The 13,549-nt window shown below is 37.4% G+C and carries 11 protein-coding genes, 2 pseudogenes and 1 other annotated feature; of the genes and pseudogenes, 2 read left to right on the top strand and 11 right to left on the bottom strand.

Annotated elements, in window-relative coordinates; all coding sequences use genetic code 11:
- Positions 1-90: 90 nt before the first annotated feature.
- Entirely contained in the window at positions 91-1,365 is a 1,275-nt protein-coding gene (locus tag P9E47_RS11755) for an acetyl-CoA hydrolase/transferase family protein (RefSeq protein WP_003330052.1), read from the bottom strand.
- Positions 1,366-1,466: 101 nt separating this feature from the next.
- A complete protein-coding gene (locus P9E47_RS11750; RefSeq protein WP_326163535.1) occupies positions 1,467-1,835 on the bottom strand; it encodes a hypothetical protein in 369 nt (122 codons plus the stop codon).
- Between the two features lie 139 nt (positions 1,836-1,974).
- Between P9E47_RS11750 and P9E47_RS11745 the strand changes: the two genes are divergently transcribed.
- Positions 1,975-2,685 (top strand): anthrax toxin lethal factor-related metalloendopeptidase, encoded by a 711-nt coding sequence (locus P9E47_RS11745; protein ID WP_326163533.1) that lies wholly within the window; start codon positions 1,975-1,977, stop codon positions 2,683-2,685.
- Between the two features lie 54 nt (positions 2,686-2,739).
- Here the strand turns inward: P9E47_RS11745 and P9E47_RS11740 are convergent, their stop codons facing one another.
- The 5 genes and pseudogenes from P9E47_RS11740 to asnB all read right to left on the bottom strand — a co-directional run.
- Positions 2,740-3,555, bottom strand: a complete 816-nt coding sequence (locus P9E47_RS11740; protein ID WP_003330056.1) for a ZIP family metal transporter — start codon at positions 3,553-3,555, stop codon at positions 2,740-2,742.
- Between the two features lie 124 nt (positions 3,556-3,679).
- Positions 3,680-4,159 (bottom strand): N-acetyltransferase, encoded by a 480-nt coding sequence (locus tag P9E47_RS11735; RefSeq protein WP_003330057.1) that lies wholly within the window; start codon positions 4,157-4,159, stop codon positions 3,680-3,682.
- 11 nt (positions 4,160-4,170) lie between these two features.
- Entirely contained in the window at positions 4,171-5,418 is a 1,248-nt protein-coding gene (locus P9E47_RS11730; RefSeq protein ID WP_326163531.1) for a glutamate-5-semialdehyde dehydrogenase, read from the bottom strand.
- Complete coding sequence (gene proB / locus P9E47_RS11725) at positions 5,415-6,539, bottom strand: glutamate 5-kinase (protein WP_326163593.1); 1,125 nt, start codon at positions 6,537-6,539, stop codon at positions 5,415-5,417. Before proB ends, P9E47_RS11730 begins: the two co-directional genes overlap by 4 nt.
- Positions 6,540-6,681: 142 nt before the next feature.
- Positions 6,682-6,909 (bottom strand) — a binding site (T-box leader).
- 235 nt (positions 6,910-7,144) lie between these two features.
- A pseudogene (asnB, locus tag P9E47_RS11720) lies at positions 7,145-8,806 on the bottom strand (asparagine synthase (glutamine-hydrolyzing)); the annotation flags it as partial.
- 145 nt (positions 8,807-8,951) lie between these two features.
- Here asnB and P9E47_RS11715 point away from each other — a divergent pair.
- Positions 8,952-10,265: an IS1380 family transposase gene (locus P9E47_RS11715; RefSeq protein ID WP_326163529.1), complete on the top strand. Its 1,314-nt coding sequence runs from the start codon at positions 8,952-8,954 to the stop codon at positions 10,263-10,265.
- Positions 10,266-10,471: 206 nt separating this feature from the next.
- Here P9E47_RS11715 and P9E47_RS11710 read toward each other — a convergent pair.
- From P9E47_RS11710 to P9E47_RS11695, 4 genes and pseudogenes are all read right to left on the bottom strand, one after another.
- Positions 10,472-10,714 (bottom strand): annotated as a pseudogene (locus tag P9E47_RS11710) (asparagine synthase (glutamine-hydrolyzing)); the annotation flags it as partial.
- A 221-nt stretch (positions 10,715-10,935) separates the two neighbouring features.
- Entirely contained in the window at positions 10,936-11,247 is a 312-nt protein-coding gene (locus P9E47_RS11705) for a ferredoxin family protein (protein WP_211208543.1), read from the bottom strand.
- Positions 11,229-12,524 carry an FAD-dependent oxidoreductase gene (locus P9E47_RS11700; protein WP_003330062.1) on the bottom strand — a complete coding sequence of 432 codons (1,296 nt, stop codon included), beginning with the start codon at positions 12,522-12,524 and terminating at the stop codon, positions 11,229-11,231. The genes P9E47_RS11705 and P9E47_RS11700 overlap by 19 nt, the downstream gene beginning before the upstream one ends.
- Positions 12,517-13,545 (bottom strand): electron transfer flavoprotein subunit alpha/FixB family protein, encoded by a 1,029-nt coding sequence (locus P9E47_RS11695; protein WP_003330063.1) that lies wholly within the window; start codon positions 13,543-13,545, stop codon positions 12,517-12,519. Before P9E47_RS11695 ends, P9E47_RS11700 begins: the two co-directional genes overlap by 8 nt.
- Positions 13,546-13,549 lie beyond the last annotated feature (4 nt).

Genomic DNA, 13,549 nt, shown 5'->3' with positions numbered 1-13,549 from the left:
TATATACATCTATATATTACGCCAATTTTTGCGACTTTTCACCTATTATATTATTTTTTTAATAAAGGCAGGTCATTCCTGCCTTTTCTATCATAGTAAGCCCCATTGCTTTGCTGTAAAGCGTAATTCATCACGAAAATCTGGATGGGCTATATTGATTAACTCCTTGGCCCTCTCGGAAATGCTTTTTCCTCTTAATTTTGCGACACCAAATTCTGTAACAATATGATCTACATCATTCTTAGATGTTGTAACGACAGACCTTGGTGTTAACTGTGGCTGAATACGTGAAACTGTGCCATTCTTAGCAGTTGAATGTAAACAAATAAATCCTTTGCCATTTTTCGCAAACATAGCACCTCTTGCAAAATCGGCTTGACCACCAGATGAACTATAGTAACGGCCTTGTATGGTTTCAGATGCACATTGTCCTAAAAAGTCAACCTCAGTAGTGGCATTAATAGATACGATATTATCCTCTTGGGCTATTATTCTGGGATCGTTAACATAGTTTACAGGCATCATCTGGGTCCCGAGATTATTATGAAGAAAGTTATATAGATTCTTGGTACCTAAAGCGAATGTTGCCAGAGTTTTACCAGGTAATAGTTTTTTTTCAGTATTCGTTACAACCCCTTTTTCTATCAACTCCATTACCCCATCAGCTAACAATTCCGTATGAATTCCAAGATTTTTATGGTTAGTCAACATCGATACGGTCGCATTTGGAATGGCACCTATTCCAGATTGGATGGTTGAGCCATTTTCGATTCGCTCCGCTATAAATGCCGCAATTTTCTGATCGGCTTCAGTAATTTTTGCCGGCTGGACTTCAAACAGGGGATAATCTACATTTATGTATCCAGAAATTTGGCTAATATGGATCTGATTGCTTCCAAATGTTCTTGGCATTTGTTGATTCACTTCCAAGAAAAACGGAACCTTACCGATAAATGGAGCTACATAATCGGCTGAAACCCCTAACGAAAAGTAACCATGCTCATCCATAGGTGACGCGGTGGCTAATATTATTGACATTTTCGTTGTTTTTTCAAGCAATCTAGGCACTTCATGAAAATTATTAGGAACTAGAGAACATTTTCCTTCTAAAAAAGCCTTTCGCGTCGCATGACTTAAAAAATAAGAGACATGATCAAGATGACCTGAATATTTCCCCCAAATATAATCCCTTTCTTTTATTGTATGCATTTGATGAATTCGAACGTTTTTTAACATTGTTGCATTTGCTTCAAGAACATCTAACAGTACTTGTGGCTCCCCATTCGCAATCGGTAAAATTATATCATCACCATCATGAATATAGGATAAAATTTCTTCAGGTTTTTTTTCCTTGTTCTTAATCAAAAAATCACGACTCCTTTATTTTTGCTCAGACTAACCATATATTAACATTTCTACAAATGCACATAAATAGAAAAAAAGTAAGAATTTATGAACAAAAACTCTTACTTTAGTACTTTTATATTTTCCGGTTCTAATGTTACTAAAAACCAGCCTCTTGTTATTGAATGTTCTGTTTGATTGACTTGCTTAATGACATCATAGACATGAATAACGTATCCATTTTCCGCTTTATGGTCAAACTCAACTGCGGTATTAGGGCTGTCTCCTAATTCAAGATACTGCCTCACCAAATTTTCAGCTCTGTTAATTTCCGGGCTTTTTTGAAATTCAGCATTCTTTTGTTTGGTGTTATTTGATATTTGTTTGAGCGCTTGTTTTTCTTCTTTAGTTGTTGATGGAGCTTCAACATTATTTTCTTTGCATCCAGCGATAAAAATAAACGCAAGGACGATCCACAACATCTTTTTCATTTTATTCCTCCATTGAACGTTATAACTCCCAAATAGTATTAACATTTTTTAACTGATTTAAAAGGATTAAAAATTTCAGATAACTTTCAGAATTTGGGATTATATTCTAATTAGCAAAAGAACTTGGAGGAAAGATATTATGAAAAAGATATTTATACTCTTTATTTCAATTACTCTGATTTTGTCTATACAGGATTATGCAGAAGGCAAGACATTAGGAGTTTCCTTGGTTGATGAAAATCTCAAAATTGAAACCAATGATAAGTATGTTGGGATGCTATTGGGAGAATTAATTCTTCTTCCTGATGATAATAATTATGATAAAACAAATGCATTAGAAATGATTAACACGCTTTCGCAAATTAACCCAACAATCTTAAACTTCTTAACTGAAAACAATCTAAAGGTAAAACTATTTAATGGAAAATTAACGGATGAGCCAAGCTTTCAAAATTTAAAAGGTACGGTTCCGAGAGGTTGGAATAATGGATTAACATGGGATGATGTCCCCGGGGGTTGTGGTCCTACGCTTGCTCTCGCAAAAATAGGGGCAAGTCAAACAGGGATGGGACATAGTTCAGTCAATTTGGAGCTGCATGAAGTCGGTCATTTATTCGAACGAAATTATCAGAAACTTAGAGATAATATGGAATATATTCAGATTTGGAAAGAGGAAGCTCCAAAGTTGATGCCAGGACGAGATTATTTCTCAGACTATCAAGATGAATTTTTCGCCGAAGCCTTTGCAATGTATTATTACGGCTCCAATACAAGAGAAGTGGTAAAGCAAGTCGCCCCAAACACATATTCATTAATAAGTAACATAGAAAATAGCCCAGTATTAATTTAAAAAGGCTTTTCAAACACGAAATTGTTTGAGAAAGCCTTTTTCCTATGGTTTTTGCTATCCCAGGGCAACATCCAATATCATCATGATTGTAAAGCCGATCATTACAGCCATTGAAGCTAAGTCATGATTTCCGTTTTCATGGGAACTTGGAATAACTTCTTCTGCCACTACGAAAATCATCGCACCTGCTGCAAAACTTAATGCATATGGAAGTAATGGCTGCACAAAAACGACAGCTAATGCACCGATCACCGCTGCAAAAGGTTCCACCATTCCTGAAAGCTGTCCGTACCAAAAGCTTTTCAAGCGGGACATCCCTTCTCTTCGAAGCGGAACAGATACCGCAACACCTTCAGGAAGGTTTTGGATTCCAATTCCAATGGCTAATGCCAAAGCACCCGCTAAAGACGCTGATGAATAGCCTGCAGCAACCGAACCAAAGGCAACACCAATGGCGAGACCTTCAGGAATATTATGCATTGTTATCGCAAGAACCAATAATGTACTTCTTCTTTTTCTTTCCGGGTGAATTCCCTCAGCCTGTTCCATTGGCGACATTGGGTGCAAATGTGGCAATATTTTGTCAAACAACATAATGAAAAGGCCACCACATAAAAATCCAATTGCTGCCGGAATCCAAGCAATCTTTCCGCTTGCTTCCGCCATTTCAATAGCCGGAGACAGAAGTGACCAGAAGCTGGCAGCAATCATAACTCCCCCAGCCAACCCGAGCATTCCATCAAGCACCTTTTGGTTAAAATTTTTTGCTGTAAAAACTGACGCTGCCCCAACCGCAGTCATCAGCCATGTAAACAAGGTGGCAATAAGTGCCTGCATGGCAGGACTAAATTGGGATATAAATTCGAGCATTTCCTTCTATCCTCCCACTGGGATCATATTCAATTAAACCTATTCTGCAGAGCAGATAATAATCAAACATATGCTAATTTGATAGGAAATGTGCCCATTTTTATTATTAAAGATAATTTCAACCTTAATGTAATGAAGTCTTCTTATAATCTGCTACTTTTATAAGCATCGCCGTCTCATCACAATTTAAGAATTTTGGACAACTCATACAGTCTTTCCAAATTTTTTGCGGCAATTCCTGCTTATCAACAATTGTAAAACCGCATTTATGGAAAAAGTCCACCTGATAGGTCATTGCAAATACATTTTCAACCCCAAGCTGCTCTGCATCTTCTATTAGATTATACACGAGTTTTCTGCCGGTACCTAAACCTTTACACTCAGGGGAGATTACCAAGGAGCGAATTTCCGCTAAATCTCTTCCTAAAACATGTAAACTACCTGCACCGATAATTTTTCCATCTTGTTCAGCAACCCGCATACATTGAATATTTTCATATAAAGATAGATGTGTTCTTGGTAATAGGAGATCTTCCTTCGCATACGAATCAATAAGATCAAATATGGCGTCTACATCTTGAATGCTTGCTTTGCGAATTATCATATTTTTGTCTCCTAACCTCTAATTTGACCTGTTCCAGTGACAATATATTTTGTAGATGTGAGAGTTGGCAATCCCATTGGACCTCTTGCATGAAGCTTTTGCGTACTAATTCCAATTTCTGCACCAAAACCAAATTCGAAGCCATCGGTAAACCTAGTAGAAGCATTATGGTATAGAGCTGCTGCATCAACGTAATTGAAAAATCTTTCTACATTTTCAGCAGTTTCAGAAATAATAGCCTCTGAGTGCAACGAACCATATTTATTAATATGGGCAATGGCCTCATTAACATTTGCAACAATCTTAATTGCCACGATTAAATCTAAAAATTCTGTTCCCCAATCCGCTTCGTTTGCTTCCTTTATCACAGGATGGATAGTTCTAACTTTTTCATCGCCGCGGATTTCAACATTTTTATCTAGTAATGCCTTAACTAAATCTTCTAAATTCTCTTTTGCCCATCCTTCATGGAGGAGAATAGTTTCAGCCGCATTGCATACAGATGGACGCTGTGTTTTCGCATTAATAGCTATATTAATAGCCATATCTTTCGAAGCTGAACCATCAATGTAAATATGACAATTGCCAACACCTGTTTCTAATACAGGGATTGTCGAATTCTCAACAACGGTTTTAATGAGCCCTGCTCCGCCGCGTGGAATTAAGACATCGAAATACTCATTTAGCTTAAACATTTCTGCCGCTGTTTCCCTGCTTGTATCTTCAAGCAATTGGACAGCATCAACCGGAATCTCAGATTGTTCTAATGCATGGTGAATGACGTTTACAATTGCTATGTTGGAATGAATCGCACTTGAGCTTCCACGTAGGATGACGGCATTTCCAGTTTTTAAACATAAGCTTGAAGCATCCACGGTAACATTTGGTCTAGCCTCATAGACCATGCCAACCACACCCAATGGAACGCGGATCTGCTTCATTTTTAATCCATTTGGTCTAGCCCATGAAGCTAATACTTCACCAACCGGGTCATTTAACTCTACCAGCAGGATCAGAGCCTCCGCCATATCTTTAATTCGATCTTCCGTTAGCCTTAACCGATCTATTAAAGATTCGTTAAATCCGTTCTTTTTACCAACTTCAATATCCTTTTCATTCTCTGAAATAATATAATCTTTTTCCAATAGAAGCTGCATGCTGATTCTACGTAATGCATCATTCTTCTGTTCGGACGTTTTAACTGCTAATTCACTAGTGATCGCTTTTGCTTTTTTGGCTTTTTCTAATAATTCACTCATTTCATCACCTTCTCTTTTTTTAATGGCACCCAGCGATCCCGATGAATAACTTCCGTCTGATCACTTTGTAATATTTCCTTCGCTTCCTTGCTTGATAAACCCTTTATTTTAATTAATTCATTCGAAGGGAAATTCACTTCACCCCTGCCGATGACTTCAGCTTTATGGTTCGTAACCTCAACAACGTCACCTACACGAAAATCACCTTTTACATTAATAATGCCTGCAGCTAAAAGACTTTTCCCTTTATGAAGAAGTGCATCAATGGCTCCATTATCTATTTCAATTTCACCAGCTACATTTGAATGCAGTGCAATCCATTGCTTTGAATTTTTCACACCAGGTTGATTGGAATTTCCTATATACGTTCCATCACCTTTACCCGCTAAAATATCGGTAAGTTTGTCCTGGCCAGAACCCGTTCCAATGAAGACATTAACCCCCAGTGGAAGGGCGGTTTTTGCCGCTTCGATTTTAGACCTCATGCCGCCTGTTCCCATTTTGGAACCGGAAGAAGATGCCATTTGCAGAAGCTCATCCGTAATTTCAGGTAGGAAATTATATTTTTTAGCATTTGAATTTTCATTCGGATTTTGGTCATAAAGACCATTCACATCCGTTAAAATAATGAGAAAATCAGCATGTACAAGTCCACTGACAAGAGCTGAAAGCATATCGTTATCCCCGAATGTTAACTCATCAATTGAAACTGAATCATTTTCATTAATAATTGGTAAAACATCACGCTTTAATAACTCCGATAACGTTGCATAGGAGTTACTATATTGCTCTTTATTCATAAAACTGGACCTTGTCAACAACAGCTGAGCAGTGACAATATTATGATTTCTAAAATGCTCTGTATAACCCTGCATTAATAACCCTTGACCGACAGCTGCGGCTGCTTGCTTTCCCGCTATCGTAACAGGTCTCGTTGGATAGCCTAAACCTTTAAAACCAGCTGCCACAGCTCCGGATGAAATTAAAATAACCTCATGTCCCTGCTTTTTGAGCATAGCCAAAGCCTCAACGTGTTCGGCCAGCTTTTCGATCGATAAGCCACCATTGGTATTTGTTAAAGAGCTACTTCCAATTTTTACAACAATTCGTTGCCTAGCCACACTAAATACTCCCTTCATCCTAAGAAAAGTAATAAAATAAAAACACTCATGAGCGATTGCTCCTAACCCAGTATAAGAATAGTCGTTTGGCATACCAACCGACAACTTTTTTCTAACAGAAAAAGACCCTTCCTCATCCTGTGAAAAGGACGGAAGAGTCTTATCTTTCGCGGTACCACCTTTTTTGGCAAATAGATGCAAGTGCATCATAGCCCTCTTAAATCCGTAACGTGGATAGGTCGGTTAGGTTTTAACCTAACAGCTCTGGGGTAGGTTCGTTTGTCTCGGTCCCGTTGAAATCTTTCAGCCTACGGATTTCAATCTCTTCTCGGGTGAATATCAAGCTACTGGTCCCCTTCAATGCTCTATTTCAAATGATTTTCTATTATTATGCGATATGATTTTGTTTGTGTCAATGCCATGTATTTGAAAAATTTGAATTCCATAATATTAGAAATATAAACAGTGTCAACTCATAATATTTTCCATTTCTTCTGATTAAATAGATCCCCAAAAAATGTATGATAGTATAGGTCAACCACTGGCTCAAAATGTCTGGAAAAATGCTTGTTCAAAATACGGCTCGGGCAATAACTTCCTTCCACTTAGACTAGTACTTCATCCATTTCTTTTATTTCATCAGTCTTAGCGTCAAAATCATAAATTTTTTCTATAAAAACTTGGTGCCAAATCATAAAAATTAACACTGTCCATATTTTTCTGCTGTAATCAGCCTTTCCTCGACAATGATCTTCCAGTAAATTCAAAATATATTGTTTGTCAATCCACTCATCTGTTTGGCTAGTTTGAATAATATTAACAGCCCAATCGTAAAGTTCATTTTTCAGCCATACGCGAATAGGTACCGGAAATCCTAATTTACGCCTATGTAGTACATGTTCAGGGACAATGTCCTTCAACGCTTCTCTTAAAATATATTTTGTTGTTTGATTAGCAATTTTCATAGATGGGACAATTTCAGAGGCTACTTGAAAGACCTCTTTATCTAAAAAAGGAACGCGCAATTCTATAGAATGTGCCATAGTCATACGATCCGCTTTTAGTAAAATATCTCCCCTTAACCAAGTATGAATATCGATGTATTGCATTTTACTCACTAAATCATAATTTAATACGTGGTCATAAAGTGGACTTGTAATTTGATGATATTTAATCGAACTATTATACGTTTTCAAAAAATGCTGTTTTTCCAGCTCATCAAACATTTTTGCGTTCCCAATATACCGTTCTTCAAGCGGGGTACAACCACGAATAACAAAGTTTTTTCCTTTTGTTCCATCAGCCAGCACACTTATTGACTTCTTCATCAACTTCTTCATAAAAGGTGGAATGTAACTAAAATACCTTAAGGAATTTGGTTCACGATAAATATTATACCCACCGAATAACTCATCGGCCCCTTCTCCTGAAAGAACTACTTTTACATACTTTCTGGCCTCACGGGCAACGAAATATAACGGAATAGCCGCTGGATCTGCTAATGGGTCATCCATATGCCAGACAATTTTCGGAAGCTCCCTTACATATTCTTCTGGTGAAATATAAAAATGAATATTTGTTACATTTAAACTTGCTGCGGTCTCCTTGGCAACATCTATTTCACTATACCCTTGTTGTTCAAATCCTACAGAAAAGGTTAAAAGAGACGGGTTTAACTCTTTAGCAATCGAAACAATGGACGATGAATCTATTCCACCCGATAAAAAGGAACCGACGGGGACATCACTTCTCATATGCATTTCTACCGAATCAAATAATACATCTCTAACTTTTTTAATTAATTGTTCTTTTGTATAGTGCTTTGGTTCAAAAGTAGCATTCCAATATTTTTTTATAATAATCGGTGCACCTATTCGTTTAATAAAACAATGGCCAGGCTCTAGCTTTTTGATATTACCTGAAAGGGTTAAAGGTTCTGGAACAAATTGAAAGGTAAAATAATGTTGCAATGCATCAACGTTTACATCCTTTATTGTTTTTAAAATACTTTTCTTTTCCGAAGCAAAATAAAATCCGTGCTCTTCTTCCAAATAGAAGAAAGGCTTAATTCCAAAATGATCTCTAGCACCAAAAATTAATTGGTTTACTTTATCATAAATAACAAATGCAAACATTCCTCTCAGTTTATCGACAATGTCCTGTCCCATTTTTTGATAAAGCGCTAATATCACCTCTGTATCTGAACCTGTCTGAAAATTGTATCCATCTAAAATTAATTCGTCCCTTAATTCTATAACCTGAATTATTCATAAAAACTTATTAACAAGCTGCTGAATGCTTATTTACCAAGTAGTCTAGTTTATTTAGTCATACACTAAATAAATGCAAAAAAGAATCCATTTCTGTTAAAGTTTAAGTAACCACACAAAAACCACAGAAAGGATTCTTTATATGGTTACTTTAACGAAAAAGACGCTTGATTTCAATCGAAAAATTAAATTGTCAAATGATGGAGGGTCTCTTTCCTCAGATACGGGTGAACTTCTTTTTAGAGAGTTTGATGAAAAAATTGGATTTTCAAAGACTTTGGAAAACCATTTAAAGCTGGATGATCCAAGAGCCTATTTCTTTCATTCAAATGAAAACTTGTTACGCCAAAAGATCTATCAAATCATTGCAGGGTATTCTGAAGACGATGCTGCCGATCAATTAACAAGTGATCCTGTTTTTACTCAAGTTATTGATACACCAACTCTCGCTTCTCAACCAAGTTTATCCCGCTTTTACACTCGATTTAATCAAGAATCGATTGATCATTTAAATCAAGCGAATCAGGAATTATGTGATAAGATTCATGCTTTTAGAAAATCACAAGCTCTATTTATTGATTTAGATTCTACCCATTCTGATACGTATGGTGACCAAGAGTCATCATCTTTCAATGCTCATTATGGAACGATGGGATTTCATCCTTTAGTAGCCTTTGATGGTGCTACTGGCGACTTTTTGAAAGCGAACCTCCGCCCAGGAAACGTCTACACCTCCAATGGTGTGGTCGAATTTATTCAGCCCCTGATTGAACATTACAACGAAACATTTCCGGAAACGAGTTTGTTTCTTCGTGGGGACAGTGGATTTGCCGTCCCTGCCTTGTATGAACTGTGTGAGAAAGAATCGGTTTATTACATTATTCGTTTAAAATCTAATGCGCAATTAAAAAGTCTGGCGGAAGAGTACCATCCTGCTTCTGTACCTGAAGATGTTTCCAAAACAGAGCGCTATTTTGAAGAAACCATTTACCAAGCAAAATCTTGGTCAAAACCTAGAAAGGTAATCATCCAATCTGTACGCCCTGCGGGCGAATTGTTTTTTACTCATTCCTTCTTTGTGACCAATTTTGAATTGGCTTCCTCTAAAGATATCGTTCTTGCTTATCAAAAAAGAGGAACGATGGAGAACTATATCAAGGAAGCTAAAAATGGGTTTTATTTTGACAAAATGAACAGCCATACTTATCTGGTTAACGAGGTTAAGATGATGTTGACTCTTCTTGCCTATAATTTAACCAATTGGTTACGAACACTTTGTTTTCCAGAAGGACAAAAGACAATGCAGATTGACACGATTCGTACTCGGCTAATCAAAGTCGCAAGTAAACTAGTGAAATCAGGCAGATCCCTTTATTTTAAGTTATCATCGAGCTTTGTATATCAGAAGTTCTTTTGGAACGTATTGGACCAAATTCAAAAACTCCAGATTGAATAACTTCAAACATTAGGGTTATTCTAACTGAAAAAAATGAAATTTTTCAGTCAAGGGTGAAGTCTGCTCAAAATCAGACTAAATATGGAGTAAAATTCAAATAGTTGGATTTTAAACCGGTAAATTGTTCCCCTTTGCCAAAGGTTCAAGAAATTTAGGCGATTCATCGTTGAACTTATTTAAGTTTTGTGAGCTATGAATATTTCAGGTATAAAATTATAAATCTCCCCATTGAATACAATCCAATACTTCTGATTGTTATATGACATTGGCTGATGTCCACCTTCTAGGTCAATAATGCTCAACCTTCGAAAACCCATTAAAATATTGTCTTCAATATAATACCCTTCATCATCAGGACCTCGATGGTAAATCGTATGATTCATACTCATAAATTCATTTATTTTTAATACATCAGGATGGGGTTGAAGAGCCCCAACAAATCCACACATTAATTATCCTCCACAAAATTTTCCAATTAATTAGCAACCTTTTAAGTAGTTAAATCTTATTATAGTCTATGAAACTGAAAATTTGATGAAAAAAAACCAAACAAACCAAAAAAGAGGGATTTTATCCCTCTTTTTTTGGTTACCATTATGGTTACATTCACTTAAATTAAGTCAGATTCTTGGAGCGGAAACTGAATTTTCAGGCGACACCAATACGCATTCTATGCCAATCTAAAAATAATACCATGTCCGCCTTTTGGATATTCCCATTTAATGTTTTGATGTGGGCATCCAATGCGACAGCTTCCACATTCATGACAGCCTTCATAACCTACAAACATGCGACCTTCTTTTTCCCATTTATACACTTCACCTGGACAAAATACGGTGCAAATTTTATCAGGGCATTTCGTTGCACAAATATCAAAGTCTAACACAGTTAAATGAGATTTTGAATCGGCTTTATAACGGACTAAATACTGTTTTTCCTCAATTGTCTTTGCGTCTTTAGCCATTATTTCATCACCTTCCATGCACGGTATAAATCTTTCGCAACAGCAAGTTTTCCTTTGTTGCCAATCATAGTTTGGATTGCTGCTTTCTGTTTGTCACGCTTCGGCGTTCCATCTACAGACAAGAAGCTGCTTGCTGCTTTATTCATTAATGGGATATATTCCTTAAAGTACTGTGGATTTGTCTCAAATGTGTGTGTTGCATCCTTATACTTTTCAAGGTCTTTTCCAATAAAGCTGTTCATTACCTTTTCACGGTATCTTGATAATGCAGATTCAGAAATATCGCCTTTTTGTTTTGCTTCTATAATCGTTTCAGCAGCTAATCTTCCTGATGTCATCGCCATATTTGATCCTTCACGGTGTATTCCGTTTACAAATTGAGCAGCATCACCAACGACTAACACGCCATCACCGTATAATTTCGGAATTGAATTATATCCGCCTTCTGGAATTAAGTGAGCTAAATATTCAGCTGATTCACCATCCTTAATTAGCGGCTTAACCATTGGGTGGTTTTTCACATATTCCAACAGCTCATATGGTTTAATTTTTTCTTTCACCATACTTGATAAAGTTGCACCAACACCAATGTTTATACTTTCCTTGTTTGTATAAATGAAGCAGGTACCTAGATTACCTTTTGTACCATCACCAAAGATTTCAATGGCAACCCCTTGGTTATCACCGACATTAAATCGGTCATTGATCACATCTTTTGGTAGATTAATAACCTCCATTGCACAAAGAGCAACCTCATCCGGGCGAAGCTCTCTATGAAAGCCAAGCTGTTTTGCTAAAAGAGAGTTAACTCCATCAGCCAAAACTACAACATCAGCATATACATCCCCGTCCGGGCGGTCAGTGCGAACCCCTACGACTTTTCCGTTTTCAACGATACATTCAAGGACCACGGTTTCATTAATAAGAAGAGCACCAGCTTCTACAGCCTTATTTGCAAACCATTGGTCAAACTTAGCACGAAGAACTGAGAAGCAATTGTATGGAGCTTCACCCCACTCTTCATTTTTGACGCTTGATGTCACACATGACTTTTTATCCATCAACCATGCTCTTTGTTCAATGATCGGTCTTTCAAGCGGTGCATCCTTCCAAAACTCGGGAATAATGTCTTCCAACTGCTTTCTGTATAGAATACCACCCATTACGTTTTTAGCACCAGGGTATTCACCACGTTCAATTAATAAGACTTTTAATCCTGCTTTGGCACTTGTATAAGCACATGCAGAACCCGCGGGTCCCGCACCTACAATAATAACATCAAATTTCTCAGACATGCTCCATTACACCTCCGGACTTTTCTAGTGCTGCTTTGAATTCTTGAATGAGTAACGGAAGAATCTCCATCGCATCCCCAACAATTCCATAATGCGATGCATCAAAGATGGCTGCATTAGGGTCTTTGTTTACAGCAATAATAAGTTCAGAGTTTTTCATTCCAACAACATGCTGAATAGCACCGGAAATTCCAAATGCAAAATAAATTTTTGGTGATACCGTTTCACCTGTCTGGCCAATTTGCAGGTGGTGATCAAGCCAGCCAGCCTCAACTACATCACGAGTACCGCCTACTGTTGCACCAATCACATCAGCAAATTCATATAGCAACTGGAAGTTCTTTTCATCCCCCATACCTTTACCGCCGGCCACAATAATATGGGCATCGGCCAAGCTTGCTTTTTTCGTTGTATCCCTAACAATCTCTAAAACTTTTGTTCGAAGACTCTTTTCCTCTAAACCTAGCTTTTCCTCAATAACAGTTCCGTTGCGGCCTTTTTCAGGAGGCAATGCCTTCATAACCTTAGGTCTTACTGTTGCCATTTGCGGGCGGTGTTTTTTACAAAGAATGGTCGCCATGATATTTCCACCAAATGCAGGACGACTTGCTTCAAATAGACGTTTCTCTACATCTACGTCGAGCATCGTCGTATCCGCCGTCAATCCGGTGCTAATATCTGTAGCTATCGCACTTGCTAAATCCTTCCCGTTAGACGTTGCACCATAAAGAATGATTTCCGGTTTATATTTTCTTATTAAATGACTTGCACCATGCATAAATGGCTCTGTCCGATAGTTTTGAAGAATGGGATCATCGATTAGATACACTTCGTCAGCACCATATTCAAAACAAGTATTCGCCAAACCTTTAATATTATTTCCCAAAAGGAAACCTGCCAGCGGCACCTCTAGTTTATTCGCTAAATCACGCCCGGCACCTAAAAGCTCAAGTGATACTCCAGCAATTTCGCCTTCACGCTCTTCAATAAATACCCAGACGCCTTTATATTCTTCGATCATATTA

Source organism: Schinkia azotoformans, assembly GCF_035811335.1.
Classification (GTDB): Bacteria; Bacillota; Bacilli; order Bacillales; family Bacillaceae_J; genus Schinkia; species Schinkia azotoformans.
This window is presented reverse-complemented; position numbering and strand designations above follow the sequence as displayed.

Bases quoted from the DNA above. Each gene is read 5' to 3' on its own strand.
- P9E47_RS11705 (WP_211208543.1), bottom strand. From the start codon at position 11,247: ATGGAAGGTGATGAAATAATGGCTAAAGACGCAAAGACAATTGAGGAA.
- P9E47_RS11735 (WP_003330057.1), bottom strand. From the start codon at position 4,159: ATGATAATTCGCAAAGCAAGCATTCAAGATGTAGACGCCATATTTGAT.
- P9E47_RS11700 (WP_003330062.1), bottom strand. From the start codon at position 12,524: ATGTCTGAGAAATTTGATGTTATTATTGTAGGTGCGGGACCCGCGGGT.
- P9E47_RS11750 (WP_326163535.1), bottom strand. From the start codon at position 1,835: ATGAAAAAGATGTTGTGGATCGTCCTTGCGTTTATTTTTATCGCTGGA.
- P9E47_RS11695 (WP_003330063.1), bottom strand. From the start codon at position 13,545: ATGATCGAAGAATATAAAGGCGTCTGGGTATTTATTGAAGAGCGTGAA.
- P9E47_RS11740 (WP_003330056.1), bottom strand. From the start codon at position 3,555: ATGCTCGAATTTATATCCCAATTTAGTCCTGCCATGCAGGCACTTATT.
- P9E47_RS11745 (WP_326163533.1), top strand. From the start codon at position 1,975: ATGAAAAAGATATTTATACTCTTTATTTCAATTACTCTGATTTTGTCT.
- P9E47_RS11715 (WP_326163529.1), top strand. From the start codon at position 8,952: ATGGTTACTTTAACGAAAAAGACGCTTGATTTCAATCGAAAAATTAAA.
- P9E47_RS11730 (WP_326163531.1), bottom strand. From the start codon at position 5,418: ATGAGTGAATTATTAGAAAAAGCCAAAAAAGCAAAAGCGATCACTAGT.